Origin of the sequence: Solirubrobacter pauli (assembly GCF_003633755.1) — a bacterium.
GTDB classification, from domain to species: Bacteria; Actinomycetota; Thermoleophilia; order Solirubrobacterales; family Solirubrobacteraceae; genus Solirubrobacter; species Solirubrobacter pauli.
Genome location: NZ_RBIL01000001.1, coordinates 3,701,353 through 3,723,923 on the forward strand (window position 1 = coordinate 3,701,353; position 22,571 = coordinate 3,723,923).

Annotated in this window: 30 protein-coding genes; 19 read left to right on the top strand and 11 right to left on the bottom strand. The window is 72.1% G+C overall.

Going from position 1 to position 22,571, the window contains the following annotated elements; all coding sequences use genetic code 11:
- Window positions 1–4: 4 nt before the first annotated feature.
- Window positions 5–859 (top strand): beta-keto acid cleavage family enzyme, encoded by an 855-nt coding sequence (locus C8N24_RS17320; RefSeq protein WP_121251922.1) that lies wholly within the window; start codon window positions 5–7, stop codon window positions 857–859.
- On the top strand, window positions 856–1,614 hold the full coding sequence (locus C8N24_RS17325) for a thioesterase family protein (protein WP_121251924.1): 759 nt from the start codon (window positions 856–858) through the stop codon (window positions 1,612–1,614). Before C8N24_RS17320 ends, C8N24_RS17325 begins: the two co-directional genes overlap by 4 nt.
- Here the strand turns inward: C8N24_RS17325 and C8N24_RS17330 are convergent.
- The 4 genes from C8N24_RS17330 to C8N24_RS17345 are packed head-to-tail and all read right to left on the bottom strand — an operon-like array spanning window position 1,553 to window position 5,190.
- Window positions 1,553–2,848, bottom strand: a complete 1,296-nt coding sequence (locus C8N24_RS17330; protein ID WP_121251926.1) for a cytochrome P450 — start codon at window positions 2,846–2,848, stop codon at window positions 1,553–1,555. The two genes, C8N24_RS17325 and C8N24_RS17330, sit on opposite strands and share 62 nt — an antisense overlap.
- A complete protein-coding gene (locus C8N24_RS17335) occupies window positions 2,845–3,333 on the bottom strand; it encodes a universal stress protein (protein WP_147447849.1) in 489 nt (162 codons plus the stop codon). The genes C8N24_RS17330 and C8N24_RS17335 overlap by 4 nt, the downstream gene beginning before the upstream one ends.
- A complete protein-coding gene (locus tag C8N24_RS17340) occupies window positions 3,330–4,508 on the bottom strand; it encodes an SLC13 family permease (RefSeq protein ID WP_121251930.1) in 1,179 nt (392 codons plus the stop codon). The genes C8N24_RS17335 and C8N24_RS17340 overlap by 4 nt, the downstream gene beginning before the upstream one ends.
- A gap of 43 nt (window positions 4,509–4,551) precedes the next feature.
- Window positions 4,552–5,190: a DUF2804 family protein gene (locus tag C8N24_RS17345; protein ID WP_147447850.1), complete on the bottom strand. Its 639-nt coding sequence runs from the start codon at window positions 5,188–5,190 to the stop codon at window positions 4,552–4,554.
- A 61-nt stretch (window positions 5,191–5,251) separates the two neighbouring features.
- Between C8N24_RS17345 and C8N24_RS17350 the strand changes: the two genes are divergently transcribed.
- From C8N24_RS17350 to C8N24_RS17370, 6 genes are read left to right on the top strand one after another with little or no spacing between them, the layout of a single operon-like run.
- Window positions 5,252–6,076 (top strand): carbon-nitrogen hydrolase family protein, encoded by an 825-nt coding sequence (locus C8N24_RS17350; protein WP_121251934.1) that lies wholly within the window; start codon window positions 5,252–5,254, stop codon window positions 6,074–6,076.
- The gene (locus tag C8N24_RS17355; RefSeq protein ID WP_245971876.1) at window positions 6,076–6,672 is read left to right on the top strand and encodes a TetR/AcrR family transcriptional regulator; all 597 of its coding nucleotides are present in this window, start codon (window positions 6,076–6,078) and stop codon (window positions 6,670–6,672) included. Before C8N24_RS17350 ends, C8N24_RS17355 begins: the two co-directional genes overlap by 1 nt.
- A gap of 11 nt (window positions 6,673–6,683) precedes the next feature.
- The gene (locus tag C8N24_RS35365; RefSeq protein WP_255526001.1) at window positions 6,684–6,818 is read left to right on the top strand and encodes a hypothetical protein; all 135 of its coding nucleotides are present in this window, start codon (window positions 6,684–6,686) and stop codon (window positions 6,816–6,818) included.
- A complete protein-coding gene (locus tag C8N24_RS17360; protein WP_121251938.1) occupies window positions 6,815–7,450 on the top strand; it encodes a hypothetical protein in 636 nt (211 codons plus the stop codon). Before C8N24_RS35365 ends, C8N24_RS17360 begins: the two co-directional genes overlap by 4 nt.
- Window positions 7,450–7,908: a phage holin family protein gene (locus C8N24_RS17365; protein ID WP_121251940.1), complete on the top strand. Its 459-nt coding sequence runs from the start codon at window positions 7,450–7,452 to the stop codon at window positions 7,906–7,908. The genes C8N24_RS17360 and C8N24_RS17365 overlap by 1 nt, the downstream gene beginning before the upstream one ends.
- Entirely contained in the window at window positions 7,905–8,150 is a 246-nt protein-coding gene (locus C8N24_RS17370; RefSeq protein WP_121251942.1) for a DUF3618 domain-containing protein, read from the top strand. The genes C8N24_RS17365 and C8N24_RS17370 overlap by 4 nt, the downstream gene beginning before the upstream one ends.
- Before the next feature lie 3 nt (window positions 8,151–8,153).
- Here the strand turns inward: C8N24_RS17370 and C8N24_RS17375 are convergent, their stop codons facing one another.
- Together C8N24_RS17375 and C8N24_RS17380 are read right to left on the bottom strand one after the other, a co-directional pair.
- Window positions 8,154–9,314, bottom strand: a complete 1,161-nt coding sequence (locus C8N24_RS17375) for an AI-2E family transporter (RefSeq protein ID WP_121251944.1) — start codon at window positions 9,312–9,314, stop codon at window positions 8,154–8,156.
- Between the two features lie 36 nt (window positions 9,315–9,350).
- Window positions 9,351–10,223 carry a DegV family protein gene (locus tag C8N24_RS17380; protein ID WP_121251946.1) on the bottom strand — a complete coding sequence of 291 codons (873 nt, stop codon included), beginning with the start codon at window positions 10,221–10,223 and terminating at the stop codon, window positions 9,351–9,353.
- 118 nt (window positions 10,224–10,341) lie between these two features.
- Between C8N24_RS17380 and C8N24_RS17385 the strand changes: the two genes are divergently transcribed.
- From C8N24_RS17385 to C8N24_RS17405, 5 genes are read left to right on the top strand one after another with little or no spacing between them, the layout of a single operon-like run.
- Window positions 10,342–10,695, top strand: coding sequence for a YciI family protein (locus C8N24_RS17385; RefSeq protein ID WP_121251947.1), 354 nt, complete (start codon window positions 10,342–10,344; stop codon window positions 10,693–10,695).
- Window positions 10,692–11,915, top strand: coding sequence for a sigma-70 family RNA polymerase sigma factor (locus C8N24_RS17390; protein WP_121253279.1), 1,224 nt, complete (start codon window positions 10,692–10,694; stop codon window positions 11,913–11,915). Before C8N24_RS17385 ends, C8N24_RS17390 begins: the two co-directional genes overlap by 4 nt.
- 17 nt (window positions 11,916–11,932) lie before the next feature.
- Complete coding sequence (locus C8N24_RS17395) at window positions 11,933–12,778, top strand: ABC transporter ATP-binding protein (RefSeq protein WP_121251949.1); 846 nt, start codon at window positions 11,933–11,935, stop codon at window positions 12,776–12,778.
- Entirely contained in the window at window positions 12,775–13,629 is an 855-nt protein-coding gene (locus tag C8N24_RS17400; RefSeq protein ID WP_121251951.1) for an ABC transporter permease subunit, read from the top strand. Before C8N24_RS17395 ends, C8N24_RS17400 begins: the two co-directional genes overlap by 4 nt.
- 26 nt (window positions 13,630–13,655) lie before the next feature.
- Window positions 13,656–14,009 (top strand): PRC-barrel domain-containing protein, encoded by a 354-nt coding sequence (locus C8N24_RS17405; RefSeq protein WP_121251953.1) that lies wholly within the window; start codon window positions 13,656–13,658, stop codon window positions 14,007–14,009.
- On the opposite strand, the gene C8N24_RS17410 is transcribed toward C8N24_RS17405, so the two are convergent.
- Together C8N24_RS17410 and C8N24_RS17415 are read right to left on the bottom strand one after the other, a co-directional pair.
- Complete coding sequence (locus tag C8N24_RS17410) at window positions 14,006–14,596, bottom strand: class I SAM-dependent methyltransferase (RefSeq protein WP_170179162.1); 591 nt, start codon at window positions 14,594–14,596, stop codon at window positions 14,006–14,008. The genes C8N24_RS17405 and C8N24_RS17410 overlap by 4 nt on opposite strands.
- A gap of 18 nt (window positions 14,597–14,614) precedes the next feature.
- Entirely contained in the window at window positions 14,615–15,307 is a 693-nt protein-coding gene (locus C8N24_RS17415; RefSeq protein ID WP_170179163.1) for a type 1 glutamine amidotransferase, read from the bottom strand.
- Between C8N24_RS17415 and C8N24_RS17420 the strand changes: the two genes are divergently transcribed.
- Window positions 15,306–16,730 carry an amino acid permease gene (locus tag C8N24_RS17420; protein WP_121251959.1) on the top strand — a complete coding sequence of 475 codons (1,425 nt, stop codon included), beginning with the start codon at window positions 15,306–15,308 and terminating at the stop codon, window positions 16,728–16,730. The two genes, C8N24_RS17415 and C8N24_RS17420, sit on opposite strands and share 2 nt — an antisense overlap.
- Here the strand turns inward: C8N24_RS17420 and grxD are convergent.
- Both grxD and C8N24_RS17430 read right to left on the bottom strand, forming a co-directional pair.
- A complete protein-coding gene (gene grxD, locus C8N24_RS17425) occupies window positions 16,711–17,115 on the bottom strand; it encodes a Grx4 family monothiol glutaredoxin (protein WP_281272627.1) in 405 nt (134 codons plus the stop codon). The genes C8N24_RS17420 and grxD overlap by 20 nt on opposite strands.
- Window positions 17,112–17,342 (bottom strand): BolA/IbaG family iron-sulfur metabolism protein, encoded by a 231-nt coding sequence (locus C8N24_RS17430; protein ID WP_121251963.1) that lies wholly within the window; start codon window positions 17,340–17,342, stop codon window positions 17,112–17,114. Before C8N24_RS17430 ends, grxD begins: the two co-directional genes overlap by 4 nt.
- Before the next feature lie 71 nt (window positions 17,343–17,413).
- Between C8N24_RS17430 and C8N24_RS17435 the strand changes: the two genes are divergently transcribed.
- Genes C8N24_RS17435 through C8N24_RS17455 form a run of 5 tightly spaced genes read left to right on the top strand, consistent with a single transcriptional unit; the run spans window position 17,414 to window position 21,047 of the window.
- Complete coding sequence (locus C8N24_RS17435; protein WP_121251965.1) at window positions 17,414–17,767, top strand: HesB/IscA family protein; 354 nt, start codon at window positions 17,414–17,416, stop codon at window positions 17,765–17,767.
- 47 nt (window positions 17,768–17,814) lie between these two features.
- On the top strand, window positions 17,815–18,576 hold the full coding sequence (locus C8N24_RS17440) for a hypothetical protein (RefSeq protein ID WP_121251967.1): 762 nt from the start codon (window positions 17,815–17,817) through the stop codon (window positions 18,574–18,576).
- A 39-nt stretch (window positions 18,577–18,615) separates the two neighbouring features.
- Complete coding sequence (locus C8N24_RS17445; RefSeq protein WP_121251969.1) at window positions 18,616–19,236, top strand: glutathione S-transferase family protein; 621 nt, start codon at window positions 18,616–18,618, stop codon at window positions 19,234–19,236.
- Window positions 19,237–19,246: 10 nt separating this feature from the next.
- Window positions 19,247–19,717, top strand: coding sequence for a group II truncated hemoglobin (locus C8N24_RS17450; RefSeq protein WP_121251971.1), 471 nt, complete (start codon window positions 19,247–19,249; stop codon window positions 19,715–19,717).
- A 46-nt stretch (window positions 19,718–19,763) separates the two neighbouring features.
- The gene (locus C8N24_RS17455) at window positions 19,764–21,047 is read left to right on the top strand and encodes a hypothetical protein (protein ID WP_121251973.1); all 1,284 of its coding nucleotides are present in this window, start codon (window positions 19,764–19,766) and stop codon (window positions 21,045–21,047) included.
- A gap of 91 nt (window positions 21,048–21,138) precedes the next feature.
- On the opposite strand, the gene C8N24_RS17460 is transcribed toward C8N24_RS17455, so the two are convergent.
- On the bottom strand, window positions 21,139–22,485 hold the full coding sequence (locus tag C8N24_RS17460; protein WP_121251975.1) for a TolB-like translocation protein: 1,347 nt from the start codon (window positions 22,483–22,485) through the stop codon (window positions 21,139–21,141).
- Window positions 22,486–22,571 lie beyond the last annotated feature (86 nt).

Sequence of the window (22,571 nt, forward strand, 5' to 3'; positions counted from 1 at the left end):
CGTCGTGGACGACCCCGTGATCCTGACGTGCGCCGTCTCCGGCGCGCTCGCCTCGCGCGACCAGTGCCCGGCGATCCCGTACACGCCCGCCGAGTACGCCGCCGAGGCGCGGCGGATCGTCGACGAGGGCGGCGTGATGATCCACATCCACGCGCGGCGGCCCGACGGCACGCCGTCGCACGCGGTGGAGGACTTCCGCGCGATCACCGAGGCGATCGTCGCGGAGGTCGGGCGCGACCTGATCATCAACTACTCGACGGGCGCGCTCGGCGTGCCGATCGAGACGCGCCAGGCCTACCTGCGCGAGCTGCGGCCGGACGTCGGCGCCCTGAACATGGGGTCGATGAACTACGCGAAGTACTCCGCGCGCCGGAAGGACTTCGTCTTCAAGGCGGTGTTCGAGAACTCGTTCGACAGCATCGGCGCGCTCCTGGGCACGATGGTCGAGCACGGCATCCGGCCCGAGCACGAGTGCTTCGACTCCGGGCACGTGGCCTCGCTCGACCCGCTGCTGGACATGGGCGTGCTGAAGCCGCCCCTGCAGGTGTCGTTCGTGATGGGCGTGACCGGCGGCATCCGCCCGACGGCGCGCAACGTCGCCCACATGGCCGAGCAGGTGCCCGACGTGCCGCACCAGTGGGGCGTGATCGGCATCTCCCGCGGGCAGTGGGGGCTGCTCGCGGCGGCGCTCTCCCTGGGCGGCAACATCCGCGTCGGGCTGGAGGACAACTTCTACCTGCCCGAGGGCGAGATGGCGCGTTCCAACGGCGACCTCGTCGCGCGGGGCGCGCGGATGGCGGTCGACGCCGGCCGGCGCCTGGCGACCGTGCACGAGGCGCGGGAGTTGCTCGGGCTGTGAGCTTCTACGTGGAGCTCGGCGAGGGGCGCTTCCGCGCGACCGAGCGGACCTCCGGACCGTGGGACCCCGCGCACCAGCACGCCGGGCCGCCGTCGGCGCTGCTGCTGCGCGCGTTCGAAGGGATGCCGTCGGACCTGGTGATCGCGCGCATGACCGTCGAGATCCTCGGGCCGGTGCCGATCGGGGAGATGCTCGTGACGACGGCGGTGGAGCGGCAGGGCCGATCGGTCGAGCTGCTGTCCGGCGAGCTGGCCGCGGACGGGCGCGCCGTCATGCGGGCACGGGCGTGGCGGGTACGCGCGTCGCCGGTGGAACATAAAGGGCCTGGCCCTTTATGTTCGCTGCCGGACGCGGAGGACGTCCCGCCGCCCGCGCTCGGCGAGGCGTACGGCTACGCGCACGCCGTCGAATGGCGCTGGGCGCGCGGCGGCTGGACCGACCGTGGGCCGGCGACCGTGTGGACGCGGATGAAGGTCCCGCTGGTGGACGGCGAGGAGCCGTCGCCGCGGCAGCGCGTCGTCGTGGTCGCGGACTCCGGCAACGGCGCGTCGAACGTGCTCGACTGGGACCGCTACCTGTTCGTCAACACCGAGCTGACCGTGCACTTCGTGCGCGAGCCGGTCGGCGAGTGGGTGCTGCTGGACGCCGCGACGGAGATCGCGGAGGGCGGCGCGGGCCTGGCCGCGTCGGTGCTCAGCGACCGGTCGGGACCGGTTGCGCGCGGCGCACAGGCGCTGTTCGTCGCGCCACGATGACGCGGCCGTCGGCCCGGGGCGCGAGCGTGATCGAGCGGTGCTTGGTGCCTTCGGAGCGGGGCGTCACGGGCCGCAGGTCGACGACGGCGTCCGCGATCGCGCGCAGCACCCAGCGCATCTCGAACAGCGCGAAGCTCGCGCCGAGGCAGCGCCGCACGCCGCCGCCGAACGGGATCCACGTGTAGGTCCCGGCCGGCTGCTCGAGGAAGCGCTCCGGGCGGAAGGCGAGCGGGTCGGGGTAGATGTCCTCGCGCGTGTGCACCAGGTGGATGGAGGGCACGACCGCGACGCCCGCGGGCACGGTGTAGCCGCCGATCTCGTACGGCGCCTTGAGCATGCGGATCACGCCCGGGATGACCGGGCGCAGGCGCAGCGTCTCCTTGCAGACCGCGTCCAGGTAGTCGTCCTCGCCCTCACGCAGACGCGCCCACGCCGCCGGGTGGCGCGCGAGCCGCTCGAGCGCCCAGGCGAGCGCGGTCGCGGTCGTCTCGTGGCCGGCGGCGAGCAGCGTGACCAGCTCGTCGATCAGCGTCACGTCGTCCATGTCCGTGCCCGCCATCAGCAGCGAGAGGATGTCGTCCTTGGACGCGAGCTCGGGGTCGGCGCGGCGGGCGGCGATCAGCTCCGCGAGCAACCTGTCGACCTCGGCGCGCACGCGGCCGTAGACGTAGGCGTTCGCGCGCGTGCCGCCGAGCACGGACAGCACGAGGGAGCTCGGCCGGCCGACGAACTCCAGCAGCGCGTTGACCGCGTCGCGCAGGCGCTCGTCACGGCTGCCGAAGATCGCGCGCATGATGATCTCGAGCGTCAGCGCCTGCGTGCGCAGGCGGGTCGGGAGCGGCTGCCCCGTCGGCCACGACGCGACCTCCTCGGCGGCGATCGCGCGGATCATGTCCCCGTACGCCTGCATCCGCTCGCCGTGGAACGGCGGCAGCATCAGCTTGCGTTGCTGCAGGTGCTCGGAGCCGTCGAGCAGCAGCACGCTGCGCGGGCCCAGGAGCGGCTTGAGGATCGCGTTGCCCTCGCCCGCGTGGAGCACGTCCGGGTCGCCGGTGAAGACCTGCTTGACGTGGTCGGGGTCGCCGAGCAGGACCCACGGCGCGTGCCGCTCGACGTGCAGCGTGATCACGTCCCCGTAGCGGGCGCGCAGCCGGCGCGAGTACGGGCCGGGGCGCGAGAGCCAGCCCATCGTCTGCAGGAGGTGTGGACCTGACGGGCCGGGCGGAAGGCTCATAGTGGCTTCGGTTTCGGCTTCGGCTTGGGCTTTGAGTGCGGCGGCTTCGGCTTGGGCTTGGGAGGCGGCTCGCTCGGGTCGGGCGCGCCCTCCGGCCAGGTCATGATCACCGTGCAGGGCGCGTGATCGATCACCCAGCGCTGATCATGCCCGATCGAGTGCGGGCCGCTGTGACGTCCGTCACGCGCGAGGACCAGGACGTCGTGCTCGGTGGCCAGCTCGTAGACGATCGTCTCGGCGACGCCACTCTCGGCGCGCTTGTCGGCCTCGCGGCCGAGCCGCTCCTCGGCGTCCTCGAGCAGCGCCTCCGCGGCCTCGCCCGCGAGCGCGTGCATGCGCTCCATCACCTCGCTGTGGCGGTGCCCGCGGCCGGGCAGGTCGACCGTGTCGACGTGCACGAGCGTGACGTGGCTCGTGCGCAGCGTCTTGACCGCGTCGATCGCGGCCTCCCACCCGCCTTCGGTGATCCAGGCGAGGACTCTCACGTCACCAGCCACAGGGCGACGGTAGCGCCGATCAGGATCGGCGGCACCGACAGCGCGCCGAGCACGTGGAACTCGCGGTGGCTGACGTCCTCGCCGCGCTCGCGCAGGACGCGCCGCCAGATCAGCGTGGCGAGGCTGCCCGTGTAGGTGAGGTTCGGCCCGGCGTTGACGCCGATCAGCACGGCCAGCACGGTGGCGGGTCCGGCCGCGGCCGCCGCGGGGAGCAGGACGAGCAGGGCCGGGACGTTGTTGAGGACGTTGGCCAGCGCCGCCGCGAGGAAGGTCGCGCCGAGCAGCGCCAGCAGCCCCGTGCCCTGCGGCAGGACGTCGGCGACGACGTCCGCGAGCCCGGCGTCCGCCAGCGCGCGCACGATCAGGCTCAGCCCGAGCACGAAGGCGATCAGCGGGAGGTCCATGGCCTTCAGGCGTGGACCCATGAGGAGTGCGCCGGCGGCGGCGGGCCAGGCGGCGTCGAGGCCGAGCGGGCCGGCGGCGAGGAAGCCGGCCAGCGTCAGCGCGAGGATGACGAGCGGGCGCCGCGGGATCGGCGGCAGGTCGGTGCGCGGGGTGCGGCCGGGCGTCTCGAGCGCGGTCCGGAACACGCGCCGCAGGACGAGCCACTCGATCGCGACCGCGACCGCGGTCGGCAGCGCCATCTTGGCCGCGAAGCCCGCGAACGACAGGTCCGTCGCCTTGAACGCGAGCAGGTTCGTCAGGTTGGAGATGGGGAGGAGCAGGCTGGCCGAGTTGGCCAGGTGCGACGTCGCGTAGACGTGCGGTCGGCCGGGCATCCGCGCCTTCGCGGCGGCGGCGAACGCGGCGGGCGTGAGCAGCACGACGGTCGCGTCCAGCCCGAGCACCGCGGTGACGGCGACCGCGGCCGCGAACACGTACGCGAGCAGCCGTGGCCCCGACCCGCGCGCCCGCACGGCCATCCGCGCCGCGAGCGCGTCGAACAGACCGGCCCGCTCACACCCGTCCCCGAGCACGAGCAACGAGGCCAGCACGGCGAGCGTGGGTGCGAGCGACTCGGCCTCGTCCAGCGCGTCGCGGGGCTCGAGCACGCCGATCGCGAGCAGCAGCGCCGCGCCGGCGAGCGCCACCAGCGCCTCGGGCGCCCGCCGCGCGATCGCGGCGGCGATCGCCGCGACGAGCGCCGCGGCAGCGACGATCACGTGTGCACCGCACGAACATAAACGTCCAGGACGTTCAAGTTCGTCACCAGAGCGCCTCGTGGCGCTCCATCACGCCGTGGCCCGAGGCGAGCTCGCCCGCGACCGGCAGCGAGCCCGTGAACGTGCCGAACGGCTGCTCGTAGTCGGAGGCGAGGACGAGGTAGTTCTCCTTCTTGGCCCGGGTGACGCTCGCCGTGAAGCGCAGGTCGCCGACGCCGCACAGGCCGTCGAACGGCTGCGGGCCGACCTCGTGCGGGACGCCGTCGAGCCAGACGGTGCGCTCGGACGGCGTGCCGTCGTGCAGGCCGTCGACGAGGTTCCAGACGACCGGCGCGCCGTCGGTGGTGACGCCCGCGCCCGCCGACCACATCCACGCGGTGCGGCGCGCATGGCGGCCGTGGGACTCGTCGAGCAGGCCGGGCAGGTCGATCGTCTTCCCGAGCACGGTCCCGCGCACGCGCAGCGGCGTCTTGCGGGTGAAGGCCGGGCCGGTGGTGACCTCGATCGGCGTGCCCCGCTCCAGCGCCAGCGTGAACGGCGCGCGCGTGCCCTCGTGCAGCTGCGTGCCGTCCCAGACCGCCCACCACGAGCGGCGGATCACGCCGACGCGGGCGTGTGCGACGCACAGCATCACGTCCGGTCCGAACGCGCCCACCCAGTGCCAGGACTTCCGTAGCGGCATGCCGTTCACACGATATGCTCAGCCGCCGGATTGACCCGCTGGTCAATGAAGGAGACCCCTCGTGTTCGCCGCCGCCGTTCAGCTGCAGTCCACCCCTGATCGCGATCGCAACCTCGAGGCCGCCGACCGCCTGACGCGGGCGGCCGCGAAGGCCGGTGCCGAGCTGGTCGTGCTCCCGGAGAAGTGGCCCGCGCTGGGCACGCCGGAGCAGACGATCGCCGCCGCCGAGCCGCTCGACGGAACCGTCGCGCAGTGGGCGAAGGGCATCGCGCGCGAGCTCGGCATCGACCTCGTCGCCGGCTCGTTCACCGAGCAGGGCGAGGACCGCCACAGCAACACGTCGCTGCACGTGTCCCCCGACGGCGAGGTCCGCGCGACCTACCGCAAGATCCACATGTTCGACGTGGAGGTCGGCGGGCGCGTCTACAAGGAGTCCGCGCACGAGGCGCCCGGCGAGGAGATCGTCGTCTCGGAGACCAGCGGTGGCACCGGCCTCGGCCTGTCCATCTGCTACGACGTCCGCTTCCCCGAGCTCTACCGGATCCTCGCGGTCCGGGGCGCGGAGATCATCGCCGTCCCGGCCGCGTTCACGTTCGCGACGACGCGCGACCACTGGGAGATCCTGCTGCGCGCCCGCGCGATCGAGGGGCAGGCGTTCGTCGTCGCCGCCAACCAGGTCGGCGAGCACGCGCCCGGCATCCGCTCCGGCGGGCGCTCGATGATCGTCGACCCGTGGGGCGTGGTGCTCGCGACCGCGCCGGACACGGAGACGTTCGTGGTCGCCGAGCTCGACCTCGAGCGTCAGACGGAGATCCGTCGCACGCTGCCGTCGCTGGCCAACCGGCGGCCGTCCGCGTACGCGTGGCCGGACCAGGTCACCGCGTAGTGACGAAGCAGGCGCCCGTCGACAAGCGGCGGATCATCCTCGACGCCGCCGTCCGCGTCTTCGCCCGCGACGGGTTCCACAAGTGCCGCGTGTCGGACATCGCCGACGAGGCCGGCGTGGCCTACGGGCTCGTCTACCACTACTTCAAGTCCAAGGACCAGGTGCTGGACACGCTCTTCCTGGAGCGCTGGGAGGTCCTGCTCGAGGCGATCCGGCACACAGACGCGCTGGAGGTCCCCGCCGAGGAGAAGCTGCACGCGATCGCGGGCTTCATCATCGACTCCTACCGTCACGATCCCGACCTGATGAAGGTCATCATCGTGGAGGTCACACGCGCCGCGAACTCGTTCGGCGCGGTGCACATCCGCAAGATCGACGAGGCGTACGCACTCATCCGCGGGGTGGTCGAGAAGGCTCAGCAACGCGGCGAGTTCCGGTCCGAGATCCCCGCCCAGTTCGCCGTCATGTCGTTCTACGGCGCGATCGAGCAGGTGTTGACGGGATGGATCTTCGGGCTGCTCGACGAGGGCGAGGACGCCTACGACAGCGCGAAGGCCCACATCGTGCAGACCATCTGCGGCGGCCTGGCCGCATAGACTCCGCCGCTATGGACAACGATCTCGTCAAGCGCCTGGCCTGGTCTGGCCTGCTCGCCGGCACCGGGGCACTGGCCTCGATCGTGACGACGCGTCTCGCCGCGGTGGTATTCCGCCGCATCTTTGGGGAAGATCCGCCGGAGTGAGCTCGAACGACCCCGACCGTACCCAGGAATGGGACGCCCCGCCGGACCTGGAGCCGCCCGGGAAGCCCGCGCAGGCGGGCAGCGCCGCCGCCGGTTCCACCGCCGCCGAGGCCGAGGCCGCTGCAGCCGCGCGTGAGGCTGAGGCGCAGGCCGAGCGCACGAGGGCAGAAGCCCGCGGCGCCGAGCTGCGTGCCGAGCTGCGCGAGACCGACGCGCGCCGCGCCGAGGAGGAGACGGCCAAGGCCCACGAAGAGGCCGAAGCCGCTCGCCGCCAGGAGGAGAAGCAGACCCGCAAGGAACGCCGCGCACGGCAGGAGGCCGAGCGGGCCGAGGCCGAGGCGCAGCGGGCCCGCGAGCAGGCCGGCAACGCCGAGCGGCTCAAGGTCGAGTCCTCGACGCCCGCCAAGGAGGCCCCGGCGACCGTCTCGGGCGCCAACGTGATGAGCCCGGGCCTCGGCTCGGACACCGACCCGGCCGTGGCCGCGTCCGCCGCCGGCGGCAGCGCCTACCGCGCGCCGGTGGAGAAGGAGACGGGCGAGGGAAGCCCGTTCGACCGTCCCGAGGTGCTCGCGGGCGCCGTGTTCGTGGGCGCGTTCCTCTTCGCCCGCATCTTCAAGAGGCTGGTCGACTAGTGGCTCCGGATCATCAGACGTCAGAGCTCGCGAAGGCCATCACCGAAGTCACCGAGAAGGCGCAGCTGCTCGTGCGCGAGGAGATCGCGCTGGCCAAGGCCGAGATGACCGAGAAGGTCAGCGGCCTGGTCAAGGGCATCGCCGTCGGCGCGGCCGCGGGCATCTTCGTGCTCGCAGGGCTGATCTACTTCCTGCACTTCCTCGCGCTGCTGATCGCCGACGTCCTCGGGGCCAACCCGTGGCTCGGCTACCTCATCCTCGCGGGCCTGCTGTTCCTCTTCGGCGGCCTCGCCGGCTTCCTGGCGGCGCGCGCGTTCAAGAAGAGCACGCCGCCCACCCCGCAGATGGCGATCGAGGAGGCTCAGCTGATCAAGGCGACGCTGCAGAACCCGCAGCCGGCCACGCCGGAAGGCGTCGTGGCACCGACCACGCCCGGCAAGGTGGAGGCGAAGCGATGAGCGCGCAGCGCACGCCGGAGGAGATCCGGCGCTCGATCGAGGCCAACCGGGCCGAGCTCGGCCTCGCCGTGGAGAACCTCCGCGGCGAGATCGTCAAGGCGACGGACTGGCGCTCGCAGCTGAAGGCGCACAAGCGCGAAGTGGTCATCGGCGCGGCCGTGGCGGGCTTCGTCGTGGGCGGCGGGATCGCCGCCGTCACCGGTCTGCTGACCGGCCGCCGCGCGTCTCGACGGTACTACTAGGGCTTACGCCGGCGCAGGCTTCGGGGGCTCGATGTCCCCCGGAGGCATCGCGCCGGCGGTCAGCTCGGCCACGTGCTGGTCGTGCCGGTAGTCCCACCACTCGCGGATCGCGATCTGCACGGAGGCGGCGACCGGGATCGCGACCAGCGCGCCGAGCACGCCCAGCAGGGTCGAGCCGAACAGCACGGCGACGAGCACGATGAACGGGTGCACGTTGACCGCGCGCTTCTGGATCTGCGGCTGGATCAGCGTGTTCTCGACCTGCTGGTAGATGATCGAGTAGATCGCCCAGACGATCGTCGCCGTCGGGAAGTCCGCGAACACGGTCACGACGCCGACGAGCACGGCGCCGATCGTCGCGCCGACCAGCGGCACGAGGTCGGCGAAGAAGATGATGATCGCGAGCGCCGCCGCGAACGGCACGTCGAGGATGATCAGCACGATGTACGCGGCGATCGCGGCGACCGTCGCCTGCGCGAGGACGCCGCCGACGTAGGCGCCGACCGCCTTGCCCATGTGGTCGACCGCCGTGCGGATGCGCGCGGCGTGCCGGGGCGGCCGCAGGTCGATCGCGCGCTGCACCCAGTGACGGCCGCTGCCCAGGAGGAACGCGGTCAGGACGAGGATCGTGAACAGGCTGAACAGGCTGTTGACGACGCCGAGGCCGATGTCGCCGAGCACGTTGGCCGCGTCACCGATGCGCCCGGGGAGCTTCTCCGCCTCCTCCTGCAGCTTGCCGGTGATGTTGTAGTCCTGCTCGAGGCTGCGCAGCCGCTCGTTGCGCTCGACGTAGTCCTGCGCGTCCTGCGCGTACTCCGGCAGGTTCTGGACGAGGTTGTTCGTCTGAGTGACCAGCGGTGGCACGATCAGCGCGCCGATGCCGATCGGCACCAGGAGCAGCGCCAGGTAGACGACCGTGATCGCGAATCCGCGCTTCATCCACTGGCTGAGCCAGTTCACCGGGCCGCTCAGCGCGACCGCGAGGAAGATCGCGATCAGCACCCAGCTGATCGGCTTGCGCAGCAGGAACACGAGCCACAGCGCGAGCGCGAAGAAGACGACGATGAAGAGGGCGCGAACGATGTTCCGCGGCGAGAACGCCGGCTCGACGCGCACGAGCGGCGGCTCTTCGCGGCGCGGAGGAGGATCGAGAGGGACGCCCACCGCGCCGTCCTTTCCAGGCCGCGCGGCGAAGTCCTCCTACATGGGACCCAGAAGCTCGGTCCGCAGGCCGGCGACGCCGAGGATGCCGGGGCCGGTGTGGGTACCGATCACGGGGCCGATCTCCGAGATCAGCTCGGGGTCGCGACCGTAGATCTCACGCCCGCGCTCGGCGAGGCGCTGCGCCTCGGCCGGCGCCTGGATGTGCTGGATGGCGAACGCGTCGCACCCGTCCTCGCGGCGCTGCTCGAGGTGCGCGACGAGGCGCTCGAACGCCCGGCCCGCGGTGCGAACGCGTTCGACGGGCTGCATCTCGCCCTCGATCGTGAGGATCGGCTTGACCTTCAGCGTCGCGCCGATCCAGGCGGCCGCCGCGCCGATCCGACCGCCCCGGCGCAGGTACTCGAGCGTGTCCACCATCACGAGGATCTGCAGGTCCTCGCGGACCTTGTGCGCGGCGGCGACGGCCCCGGCGAAGTCGGCGCCGCGCTCGACCGCGTTCGCGGCCGCCACGGACATGAAGCCGTGCCCGGCGCAGCCCGTGCGCGAGTCGATCACGACCATCTGCTCGGCGGGCATGCCGCGCTCGATCAGCAGCTCGCGCGCCTGCTCGGCGGTCCGGACCGTGCCGGAGATCCCGCCGCTGAGATGGATCGAGACGACCTCGTCACCCGCCTCGACGAGCGGCTCGTACACCGCCAGGAAATCGCCCAGCGACGGCTGCGAGGTGGTGGGCAGCTCACCCGCGCTGCGCAGGAAGTCGTAGTAGCCGTCGTAGTCCGGGAGGTCGATCTCGCGGTCGGTCCGGCCGTCCCAGTTGACGTACAGGGAGACCCGGTGGATGCCGTGGCGCTCGATGACATCGGTGGGGAGGTACTGCGTGGTGTCGGTTACGACCGCGATCCTGGACATCGCAGCGAACCCTATCCGGTGGCTCAACCGGACGAGCGCCTACGCGCCACGAATGTCGAATAGCGTCTGGCCGGACGTCGAAGGGTCGACCGACGACGCCCGAGGAGGGTGAACCCAGATGAAGTTCCTTGCACTGATCTACGGCGACGAATCCCAATGGGCCAACGCGACTGAGGCCGACATGGCGGCGACCTTCGAGGCGCACACCGTGTTCGGCGAGGCGGCGGGCAAGGCCGGCGTGCTGCTCGGCGGCGAGGCGCTGGAGCTCAGCCACACGGCCACGACCGTGCGGGTCCGCGACGGCGAGCGCATGCTCACCGACGGCCCGTTCGCGGAGACCAAGGAACAGCTCGGCGGCTACTACCTGCTCGAGGCCAAGGACCTCGACGAGGCGCTGACGTGGGCGGCGCAGATCCCGGAGGCGCAGACCGGGACCGTCGAGGTGCGCCCGATCATGGAGTTCGAGGGCTGACCAGCGGCCCGCAGGTCGCGGTCGCCGACCGCCTGTTCCGGCGCGAGTCGGGGCAGGCGGTGGCCACGCTCGCACGGGTCTTCGGCGACCTCGACCGTGCCGAGGAGGCTGTGCAGGACGCGTTCTTGGTCGCGCTCGAGCGCTGGCCGCGCGACGGCCTGCCGGACAACCCGGCGGCGTGGATCGTCACCACCGCGCGCAACCGCGCGCTCGACCGGATCCGCTCGGAGCGGCGCTGGGCCGGGCGGCGGATGGCGCTCGAGGCGGAGCTGCGGACCGTCGGCGAGGACCGCGAGCCCGAGACCTCCGTGAGCCCGATCGTCGACGACCGGCTGCGGCTGATCTTCACCGTCTGCCACCCGGCGCTCGCCCCGGAGGCGCGGGTGGCCCTGACGTTGCGCGCGCTCGGTGGGCTGACGACGGCCGAGGTGGCCCGCGCGTTCCTCGTCGCCGAGCCGGCGATGGCGCAGCGGATCACGCGCGCCAAGCGCAAGATCGCCGGCGCCGGCATCCGTTACGAGGTCCCGCGCGACGCCGACCTGCCCGACCGCCTGCGCAGCGTCCTGACGACGCTCTACCTGATCTTCAACGCGGGCTACGGGCCGCCGATCCGCGCGGAGCTGTGCGGGGAGGCGATCCGCCTCGCCCGCCTGCTCGTCGCGCTGATGCCGGACGAGGGCGAGGCGATCGGCCTGCTCGCCCTGATGCTCCTGCAGGACTCGCGGCGCGAGGCCCGGGTGGACGCCGACGGGGCGCTGGTCCTGCTCGCCGATCAGGACCGCTCGCGCTGGGACCGTGCGGAGATCGCGGAGGGCGAGCGGCTCGTCGCGCGCGGCTGGGCCCTCGGGCGCGTCGGCGTGTACCTGCTGCAGGCGTCGATCGGCGTCGAGCACGCGCGTGGCTCGGACTGGACGCGGATCGCCTGGCTCTACGACCAGCTGTGGCACGTCTCGCCGACGCCGGTCGTCGCCCTCAACCGCGCGGTCGCGATCGCCGAGCGCGACGGCCCCGCCGCGGGCCTGGCGGCCATGGCCGACATCCACGACCTCGACGGTTACCACCTGTTCCACGCCACCCGCGCCGACCTGCTGCGACGGCTCGACCGGCTGGACGAGGCCGCCGCGGCCTACGCCGCCGCGCTCGCGCTCACCGACAGCGAGGTCGAACGTGGCTTCATTCGTGGACGGATCGAGGAGATTTCGTGCAGACGGCAAGGTTGAGCCGGTGATCGGGCAGGATGGGCGCCGTGCCCGATGCTCTTTCGGTCAGTGACCTGCGCAAGCGCTACGGCGCCAACGAGGCGCTCAAAGGCGTCGACCTGACGGTCGGCGAAGGCGAGCTCGTCGGCCTGCTCGGCCCGAACGGCGCCGGCAAGTCCTCGCTCGTGAAGATCGCGTGCGGGCTCGTGCGGCCCACGAGCGGAACCGCCCGGATCATGGGCGCCCCGGCCGGGAGCCTCGCCGCCAACGCCGCGCTCGGCTACCTGGCGGAGCTGTTCCGCTTTCCCGACTGGCTGAGCGCGGATGAGCTGCTCCAGATGCACCAGAAGCTCACCGGGTCCGCCGGCGGCGCGGCCGAGCGGCGTGAGCTGCTCGAGCTCGTCGCCCTCGGGGACGTGCCGGACCGGCGCGTCGGGCACATGTCCAAGGGCATGCAGCAGCGGCTCGGGATCGCGCAGGCGATGCTCGGCTCGCCCAAGCTGCTCCTGCTGGACGAGCCGACGAGCGCGCTCGACCCGGCCGGACGGCGGACCGTGCGCCAGCTGCTGGAGACCTTGCGCGGACGCGGCGTCGCGGTGCTGCTCAACTCGCACCTGCTGTCGGAGGTGGAGCTGGTCTGCGACCGCGTGATCATGATCGCGCGCGGCGAGGTGGTCGCGGCCGGCACCCCCGCCGAGCTCTCGCACGCGGGCGGCGTCGAGATCACCACCGGCCGCGGTGTGCGGCAGTTCGGGCAGGCGGCGCGCGACGACATCCCGCGGCTCGTGCGCGAGCTGGTCGAGGCGGGCGAGGACGTGTACGAGATCCGCGTGGTGCGGTCCTCGCTCGAGGACACCTACCTGGAGCTGGTGGGCGGGCGATGAGCGGCGTGCAGATCGTCGCGGGGTTCGCGCTCCGCGAGTCCGTGCGGCGCCGCGTGTTCGTCGTCGTCGCGCTGCTCACCGTCGCGTTCCTCGGGCTCTACGGGCTCGGCGTCTGGCGCGTGTCCCGCGAGGTGACCGAGTTCGGCGACTTCGAGTCCGGCGTCGATCCGGACACGGTCGCGGGCGCGACCCTGCTCGGCCTGTCGATGTTCGCGACGCTGTTCCTGGGCGCGATCCTCGCCGTCTTCCTGACGCTCAACGCCGTGCGCGGCGACGCCGAACGCGGGCTGCTGCAGCCGCTCGTCGTGCGGCCGCTCAGCCGCGCGACGTTCCTGCTCGGCCGCTACGCCGCGGCCGCGGGCGTGTGCATGGCCTACACGGTGCTCGTGTTCCTGGCCTCGGTCGTGATCACCAACCTGTTCATCGACTGGTGGCCGGACCGGCTGCTCGTCCCGGCTTTCCAGATGGCGATCGCCGTCGCGATCCTGGCGGCGCTCGCGCTCGGCGGGTCGGTGCTGCTGTCGAGCACCGCCAACGGCATCGCGATCTTCATGCTGTTCGGCGCGGGGCTGACCGCGGGCCTGCTCGGGCAGATCGGCGAGGCGCTGAGCTCGGACACGCTCCAGGACGTGTCCCAGATCACCTCGTGGATCCTGCCGTTCGAGGCTCACTACCAGAACGCGCTGAGCGAGATCACGGCCGACACGTTCGGCTTCAACCGCTACGCGATCAACCTCGGGCCGTTCGGCGGCGCGCAGGCGTTCGGCGCGCTGTTGTGGCCGTACACGGCGCTGTACCTGGGCGCGATCGCGTTCGTCGCGCTGTGGGCGTTCCGCCGGCGCGACTTGTGAAGCCCGCCGCGGGGTATTCCAGCACCATGATCCCCGTCGAGAACATCGCGGACTGGCGCGGCCAGGAGGTCGTCGATCCCAACGGCGAGAAGCTCGGCAAGCTCGAAGAGGTCTACTACGACGGTGAGACCGACGAGCCCGCGTTCGCCGCGGTCAAGACCGGCCTCGTCTCCAAGTCGCTGACGCTCGTGCCGCTGGTGCGCGCGAGCGTCGGGCGCGACTTCGTGCGCGTGGACCGGCGCAAGGCCGTCTTCAAGAAGGCGCCGAGCTTCGACACCGACGCCGAGCTCACGCTCGACGACGAGGCCGCGACCTACCAGCACTACTCCATGGACTACACGCCCGCCGGCTCCGGCGCGCGCCGCCTGGCCAAGCGCTAGCGCCGCGTCGCGACGAAGCGGGCGCCCGTCGCCGGGATCACGCCCGTCGCGATCAGCGCCTCCTCCTCGTCGCGGTGCGCCCAGCCGATCTTGTGGCGGTACAGGTAGGCGCCCGGCACGGGCTCGGGCACGTCGAACCAGGGCGCGAGCGCCTCGCGGATGCGGGCGACGGAGACGATGTGCTCGCGCATGTGCGCGACGTACTCGGCGGGGTCCTGGTGCTGCCCGGACTTCGCGATCCACCAGCGCGCGGCGCGCTCGTCGAGCGCGGCGACGTCGTACTCGTCGACCACGAGCCGGCCGCCCGCCCGCAGGAGCCCGGCGAGGTGCTCGAGCGACTCGGCGAGCGGCTCCACGTGGTGCAGCGACGTCATCGCGACCGCGGCGTCGAACGGCTCGGCCTCGAGCTCGATCAGCGGCACGGCTAGGACGTCGCCGGCACCGCGCGGGTCGATGGCGGTCACGTCGTGGCCGGCGCCGCGCAGGACCTCGGCGAGCGCGCCGTCGCCGGCGCCGATCTCGAGGACCCGCGCGGGAGCGGGCGGCAGGGCGGCACGGACGAAGGCGATGGCGTCAGGAGCAGGCACGCCCTCAACGATATGTCGCTAACGCGAAACCGCAAGCTGGTTTGCCACACGGGCAAAGGCGCCGAAGATCGCCTGGGAGAGCGCGGCCTGGCTCGGCAGGTGCAGCGCGTCGGCGACGCGCGCAGCCTCCTCGGTCGTGCCCGCGGCGGCCGCTGACTCGGGCCAGCCGGCGTACCAGCCGTCCACGGCTGCCTGGTCGACCTCCGGATGGAACTGGACGCCCCACGCGCACGGGCCGACGCGGAACCCCTCCGCGCGGCCGCCGGCGGGACGCGCGTAGACCTCGACGGCGTGCGCGGGCGGCTCGAAGCCGTCCTGGTTCCAGTGCAGCGCGTGCGCGCCGGCGGGGATCGCGCCGAGCACCGGGTCGGTCGGATCCAGCACGGTGAGCGGCTCCCAGGAGAGGAACCGCTTGGGTAGGCGCAGGTTCTCGCCGCCGGTCGCGCGGGCCAGCAGCTGCGCGCCGAGGCACACGCCGAGGAAGGGGATCTGGCGCTCGACCGCCTCGGCGATCAGCGCGACCTCGTCGGCCAGGGCCGGGTCCCACGCGTCCTGCTCGCCGCCGAAGGCGACGATGGCGTCGAGGCCTTCGAGTTCGGGGAGCTCACCGCGGAAGTGCTCTTCGACGGGGCCGAGCGGCGCGGCGGCGTTGCCCAGGAACGGCTGCTGGAGGTGATGGATGACGGCGATGCGCGGGTACTGGTCAGTCATGGATTCAGGGGGTCTGCAGAGCGGCTTGAAGCGCCGCCACGTGACGATGATCTCGCTCGGCGGGGTCATCGGCGCCGGCCTGTTCGTGGGGTCGGGCGCCGTGATCAACCAGACCGGGCCGGCTGCGGTGCTCTCCTATCTTGCCGCGGGCGTGCTCGTCATCCTCGTGATGCGCATGCTGGGCGAGATGGCGGTGGCCCGGCCGAGCACCGGCTCGTTCGCCGACTACGCGGGTGAGGCGCTCGGTCCGTGGGCGCGCTTCACGGTCGGCTGGCTGTACTGGTACTTCTGGGTGATCGTGCTGGCCGTGGAGGCGGCGGCGGGCGCGGCGATCATCGAGGAATGGCTGCCGGGCGTGCCGATCTGGGCGTCCAGCCTCGTGCTGATGATCCTGCTCACGGCCACGAACCTGATCTCCGTGCGCTCGTTCGGCGAGTTCGAGTTCTGGTTCGCGTCGATCAAGGTCGCCGCGATCGTGGCCTTCATCGCGGTGGCGCTGGGCTACGTGATCTTCGGCGGCGGCGTCGCGCCGCTCACGAACGAGGGCGGCTTCGTGCCCGAGGGCGGCGTGTCGATCCTGTCGGGCATCGTGATCGTGATCTTCGCCTTCGTGGGCGCGGAGATCGCGACGGTCGCGGCCGCGGAGTCCGACGAGCCCGGCGAGTCGGTGCGCAAGGCCACGAACTCGGTGATCACGCGCGTGCTCGTCTTCTACGTGCTCGCCGTGTTCCTGATCGTGGCGATCCTGCCGTGGAACTCGGCCGAGCTGGGCAAGTCGCCGTTCGCCGCGACGCTGGACGAGATCGGCATCCCGGCCGCGGCGCAGGTGATGAACGTGGTCGTGCTCACCGCGGTGCTCTCGTGCCTGAACTCCGGCCTGTACGTCGCCTCGCGCATGAACTTCTCGCTGGCGCGGGCCGGCGACGCGCCGCAGTGGATGGTGCGCCTGAACTCACGCGGCGTGCCCGCGCGCGCGACCGTCATCGCCACGTCGATCGGCTTCCTGTCGGTGATCGCCAACGTGATCTCGCCGGACAAGGTGTTCCTGTTCCTGCTCAACACGAGCGGTGCCGTCGCGCTGTTCGTGTACCTGCTGATCGCCTGCTCGCAGCTGGTGCTGCGGCGCCGGCTCGAGCGTGAGGACCCCGAGTCGCTCAAGGTCCGGATGTGGGCGTACCCGTACCTGACCTACTTCGCGATCGCGGCGATCGGCGTGGTGATCGCGTCGATGGCGCTGGTCGAGGACGTGCGCTCGCAGCTCTGGCTCGGGCTGCTGAGCGTCGGCGTCGTGCTCGCCGCCTACGTCGTCAAGTCACGGGTGCAGCGCGCGAGCGGCGAGGGCGGCGCGCCCCCGCGCGAGGGGCGGTTCGCCCGTGAGGACGACCGCCACGGCGCGCTGGACGTCAGCTCAGGTCGTTCTTGATCTGGAGGGGCGGCGCGCCCGGCTCCGAGGCCACCGGGGCCTCCGCGGGCGCGTCGGCCTTCGGCTCGATGCCGAGCGTCGTGGCGAGCTCGCCCGTCTCGTACATCTCGGTGACGATGTCGCAGCCGCCGACGAGCTCGCCGTTGACGAACAGCTGGGGGATCGTCGGCCAGTTCGAGATCGCGGACAGCTCCTGGCGGATCCGCGGGTCCGGGAGGATGTCCACGGCCGCGTACGAGGCGCCGAGCGCGTCGAGGGCGGCGACGGTGCGGGCGCTGAAGCCGCACATCGGCTGCTCCGGGCGACCCTTCATGAAGAGGATGACTTCGTGCTCGGAGATCGCCTTGGAGATCTCGTCGCGCATGGGATTCTCAGTGGCGCTCACGCTTCCGCCTTCGTGACGAGGGATAGGGCATGGATCGGGCCGCCGATGTCGGCTCCGAACACCGCATACACGCGGCGATGCTGCTCGATGCGGCTCATCTCGGCGAACTCCGGCGCGACGACGGTGGCGCGGAAGTGGTCTTCCGTGCCCGTGAGGTCGGTGACGCTGGCTGTAGAGCCGGGAATCGCGGCCTCGATGCGCTGCTTGAGGTCGTCGGTGGAGGGCATTCACCTGGAGGGTAGCGGTCGCTACACTTCGGGAAGTATTGGCTGGGAAACCCGCACGGGAGTACTGACACGTGATCACCTTCACCGAAAAGGGCGCCGAGAAGGTTCAGGAGTTCCTGGCGTCCCAGAGCACTGACGTGCAGACCGCCGGGCTCCGCGTGGGCGTCCGCGGCGGCGGGTGCTCGGGCTTCCAGTATGCGCTCGCGTTCGACCAGGAGCGCCCGGGTGACGAGGTCTTCGAGGACCACGGCCTGCGCATCCTCGTCGACAGCCCGTCGCTCCCCTACGTCAAGGGCGCGGTCGTCGACTACGTCGAGTCCATGCAGGGCGCCGGCTTCAAGGTCGACAACCCGAACGTCATCGCGGCCTGCGGCTGCGGCTCCTCGTTCCGCGTCGCGGAAGAGGAAGAAGTCTCCGCGGTCTAGACCCTGTCGTATTGAGCGGCGCCTCGCGCGCCGCTTTACTCCCGCGCGTGAAACTCCGCGCGCTGTGCCTGACCCTGCTCGCCTCCGCCTGCTTCGCCCCCGCGGCGAACGCGTCGGTCGGCGACCTCCTGATGCCGGTCTACGACGCGGCCGACGATGTGCACGTCCGCTCCGGCGGCGACCTCGTGCGCTTCGGCCCGAAGGCCGCGAAGCTCTACAAGACGATCGCGGGCAAGACCGCGTACGTCGGCTGCGGCGAGGTCGGCGACGACGACGGCAGACTGCGCTCGATGGGATTCATGGCGAATCCGAGCTCCAAGATCCCCAAGCGCCGCGGCACCGTGCGGATGTGGACGCAGGGTGACTACTGCACGATCGCCACGAAGCAGGAGAAGCGGGACCGGCGGTGCTTCCCGACCGAGGACCGCAAGCGGTGCGTCCGCGTGATCGTCGCGGTCACCGACCGCGGCCGCGCGTTCCTCGACCAGCGCGCACGCACGATGGAGCTGGGCGTGATGACCGTCGCCGTCAGCCTGGCCGGCGACCCGTCGTTCAAGCTGCCGGGCGACACCCTCCTCGAGCGCGTCCAGGCGCAGCTCGGCCCGGACGTCGTCGAGCTCGCGACGCCCGACGACACCCCGCCCGCCGGCAAGGTCGGCTACTGGACCGACGGCAAGGCCGGCATCGCTGCGGTCGTCCTCCTCGCCGACGGCACGCGCCGCTTCGTGCGCATCCAGGACGGCGTCTACAGCACCAACGACATGGCGCTCAACGGCCTCGACAACGACGACGCGTACACGCTCGACTGATGCGGCTCACATCGTCCTAGCGGTGGACGTTGGAGGCGCATGCGCCTCTACGACTACGCCGCGTCCGGCAACTGCTTCAAGGTCCGGCTCCTGCTCGGGATGCTGGACCGCGCGTACGAGCGCGTTCCCGTCGACATCTTCGGCGGGGACACGCTCACGTGCGAGTTCGCGATGATCAACCCGGTGCGCGAGACGCCGGTGCTCGAGCTGGACTCGGGGGAGCGGATCACGCAGTCCAACGCGATCCTCTGGTACCTCGCGGAGGGCACGGCGTGGCTGCCGGGAACACCGCTCGAGCGCGCGCAGGTGGCGCAGTGGCTGTCGTTCGAGCAGGAGCGGGTGATGGGCGGGCTGGGCGGGCCGCGCTTCCGGCTCGTGACGGGGCGCGCGACCGAGGCGGAGGTGGCGCCGCGGCTGGCGGTCGGCCGCGCGGCGCTCGACGTGCTCGACGCGCACCTGGCCGCGCGCGACTGGCTGGTGGGCGGGAGGCCCTCGATCGCCGACGTCTCGGTGTTCGCGTACACGAGCGTGGCGCCCGTCGAGGTGCCCGGCGCGGTCGCCGCGTGGGTGGACCGCGTGCGTGCGCTGCCGGGCTTCGTCGACGACTTCGTCCGGTACCCGGAGAACGCGCGTCCCGGGGCGGGGTCCTCGATCTATTAGCGTCTGGCGTGTGGCGGACACACCGACGATCTACGAGTGGGCAGGCGGCCGCGAGGCGTTCGCGCGCTGGCTGAACGCGTTCTACGACCTCGTCGAGGACGACGACGAGCTGGCCGCGCTGTTCGGCGGGGCCGTCAGCGAGGCGCACCGCGACCACGTCACCACCTGGTGGTGCGAGGTGATGGGTGGTCCCGGCGACTACACCGCGCACCACGGCGGCTACGAGCACATGCTCGGACACCACCTGGGCCTGGGGATCACGGCCGAGCAGCGCCTGACCTTCGTGACGCTGCTCTCGCACGCGGCGGACCTCGCCGCGCTGCCGGACGACCCGGAGTTCCGGGCGGCGATCATGGGCTACGCCGAGTGGGGCACGCGGCTCGCGCTGCTCAACTCCCAGCCGGGTGCGCAGGTGGTGGAGCGCGCGCCGGTGCCCCGCTGGGGGTGGGGCGTGGCGCCGCCGTACGTCCCGGAGGGGTGACGCCTCGCCGTTACCGCGGCCAGCCGCCCGGCTAGCCTCGGACGTGATGCGGTGGCCGGTGCTTCTCTACGTCCTCGCGGCCGCCGTCCTGCTGGGCGCGGCCGTGGTCGAGCTCGGTCGTGACGACCCGGCGGGGGAGGCGCCCGCGCCGCCCGCGGCGGCGGCCACCGCCGTCCCGGCACCCACGACCGCACCGCTCACGCCCGTGCCCGCCGCCGGGCCCGGGCTCGCGGTCGGCGTCACCGAGTTCAACCCGAACCTCGTGGCCGCGGACACGCCGGCGCCACCGCCGTGGGAGCAGGCGCGCGTGGCGCTCGGGGAGCTCGACCCCGCCTTCTTCCGGCTGGTGATCGACTGGCACCACCTGCAGCCGACGCCCGAGGCGCCCGCGGACCTCAACAAGCCGGAGACGGGGTGCATGCGCGAGGTGCAGCCGTGCCTCGGGTGGGTGGGTGTGCGGCAGCAGCTCGCCGCGCTCGCGTCGCGGCAGAAGGAGGACCCGGACCGGTGGCAGGCCCTCGTCGTCCTGACGGGCACGCCGGAGTGGGCGGCCGCCCCGCCGTCCGGCTGCGAGCGCGACAAGGCCACCGTGCGAGCACGCGCTCCGCGGCCCGACACGCTCCCGGCGTACCGCCAGCTGATCCTCGACGTGCTCGCGCTGGCGAAGGAGGAGGGCGCGACGCTGCGGTTCTGGAGCCCGTGGAACGAGCCGAACCTGCCGCCGTTCGTCTCCCCGCAGCGGGCGGAGTGCGACGCCGCCTCGCCGAGCCTCGCGCCCGGCGTCTACACCGAGCTCGCGAAGACGCTGATGGGCGCGCTCGACGAGGCGGACGGCGAGCAGCAGCTGGTGATCGGCGAGACCGCGGGCCTGCTGAAGGACACGAAGCTCGTGACGAGCGTCGGGGCGTTCATCCGCGGGCTGCCCAAGGACGTCGTGTGCGCGTCGACGGTCTACTCGCAGCACGCGTACATCGGCGGCGACGACCCGGTCGAGCAGGCCGCGACCGCGCTCGCCGAGCGCGGCTGCCCCGAGCCGCACACGATCTGGATCACCGAGACCGGTGTCGGCCCGGCGCCCGAGGAGTACTCCGCGGTCGCCGACCCGGCGGCGGCCGGCTGCCGCGACCTGCACGAGCGCCTCGTGCGCTGGTGGGACGACCCGCGCGTGACCGTGGCCTTCCAGTACACGGTCCGCGAGGACGACAAGTTCCCGGTCGGCCTGTTCTCCACCGACCTCACCGAGACCCGGCCGGCGCTGCGCGAATGGCAAGCGTGGGGCGGGAAGCGGTCCTCGACCGCTCCCCCGCCCGCCGACGCCTGCGGGACCTAAACGTCCTGGACGTTTATTCCCTCGGCACGCCGACGCCTGCGGAACCTAAACGTCCTGGACGTTTATTCCCTCGGCAACCACCGCCCGCCGGTCATCGCACCTTCACGCTGAGCGTCTTCGTCATCGTCTCGCCCGAAGACGGCTTGAACGTCACCGTCACGGCGAGCTTGCCCTTCTTGGAGACCTTGAGCTTCAGGCTCGCCGTCCCCGCCCGCTTGACCGTCTTGGAGGCCTTGCCGACGGTCTTGCGGCCCGCCTTGGCCACCGCCGACAGCTTGCCCTTGCCGGTGACCTTCACCGACAGCCGCACGCCGGCCTTCTTGGAGGCGCTGCCGACCGTCACCGACAGCGACGTGCGGGCCGGCGGCGTGGGTTGCGCCGGCTGGGCCGGCTGGGCCGGCGGGGCGGGGGGAGCCGCGACGCGCGCCGGCGGGACGTCCGCCGGACCCCAGTCGGGCTCGCTCGCGCCCGCGATCATCGTCGCCGGCTTCGGCGTCGCGCCGTCGAGCGTGCACTCGGACGCGAAGTTCGGCACCGCGGCGATCTTCAGGCCCGCGCCGTCGGCGAACGCCATCTGCGACCCGTCGGGCGACCAGGAGGGCTGCGAGTAGGAGCCGCTCTCCGGCCCTTCGTAGCGGTAGCAGCGGACCACGTCCGAGCCGATCGGGTTGCCGTCCTTCCACGCGCTGGGGAAGCCGCGGACGAGGTAGACGGACAGGGTCTTGTCGTCATCGCCGGTCGCCGCCGCGAGCTTGCGCTTGTCCCGCGTGATCTCGGCCCCGCTCATGTGCGTGGTGCCGAGGTCGCTGAACCAGGCCATGACCATGTTGCCGTGGCCGTTGCCGCCGTCGGAGATGCGGTCGAGCAGCACGTCGTGGTTCGGGATGTGCGTCGGGTTGGTGAGCAGCGTCATGTCGTTGTCGACCCATGACGGGTGGCGCCAGCCCGAGTGGTAGCCGATCGCGTCGCCGGTCTTCCAGTCGGTCAGACGGTCCGACCACGTGTAGCCCGTGCCGCCCTCGTTGAGCGCGACGAGGCACTTGGGCGGGAAGCAGTCCGGCGTCGTCGTCTGCGAGAGCCAGTAGTAGGTGTAGGCCACCTTCGTGCCGTCGGGGGAGATCGCGGGGTCGTACGGACCCCAGAACGACTTCCCGGGGCTCGTGCTCGAGACGGGCGTGGCGAAGTCGGCCTGGACGGCGCCGTCGCGCGCCAGCTTGTGCAGCCGGACGCCGTTGAGCGCGACGATCGTGCCGTCGTCGGATTGGGTCACGTCGGAGTAGCCGCCGGTCGTCGTCACCTGGTACTGGCGCGACCCGTCCGGGGTCGTGAGCCAGACGTTCCCGTCTTTGATGTAGGCGATCGAGTCGGCCGACGCACTCGACGCGCACGCCAGCACGATGAACGCGGCGGCGAGGCCTGCGAGGAGGGTGCGGATCATGCCGGCGACTATCCGCGGGCCGCGTTGCCCGCCCCTTGCCGCGACCTTGCCGGCGGACCTAAAGGAACCTGAAGGGGTCTGACCCC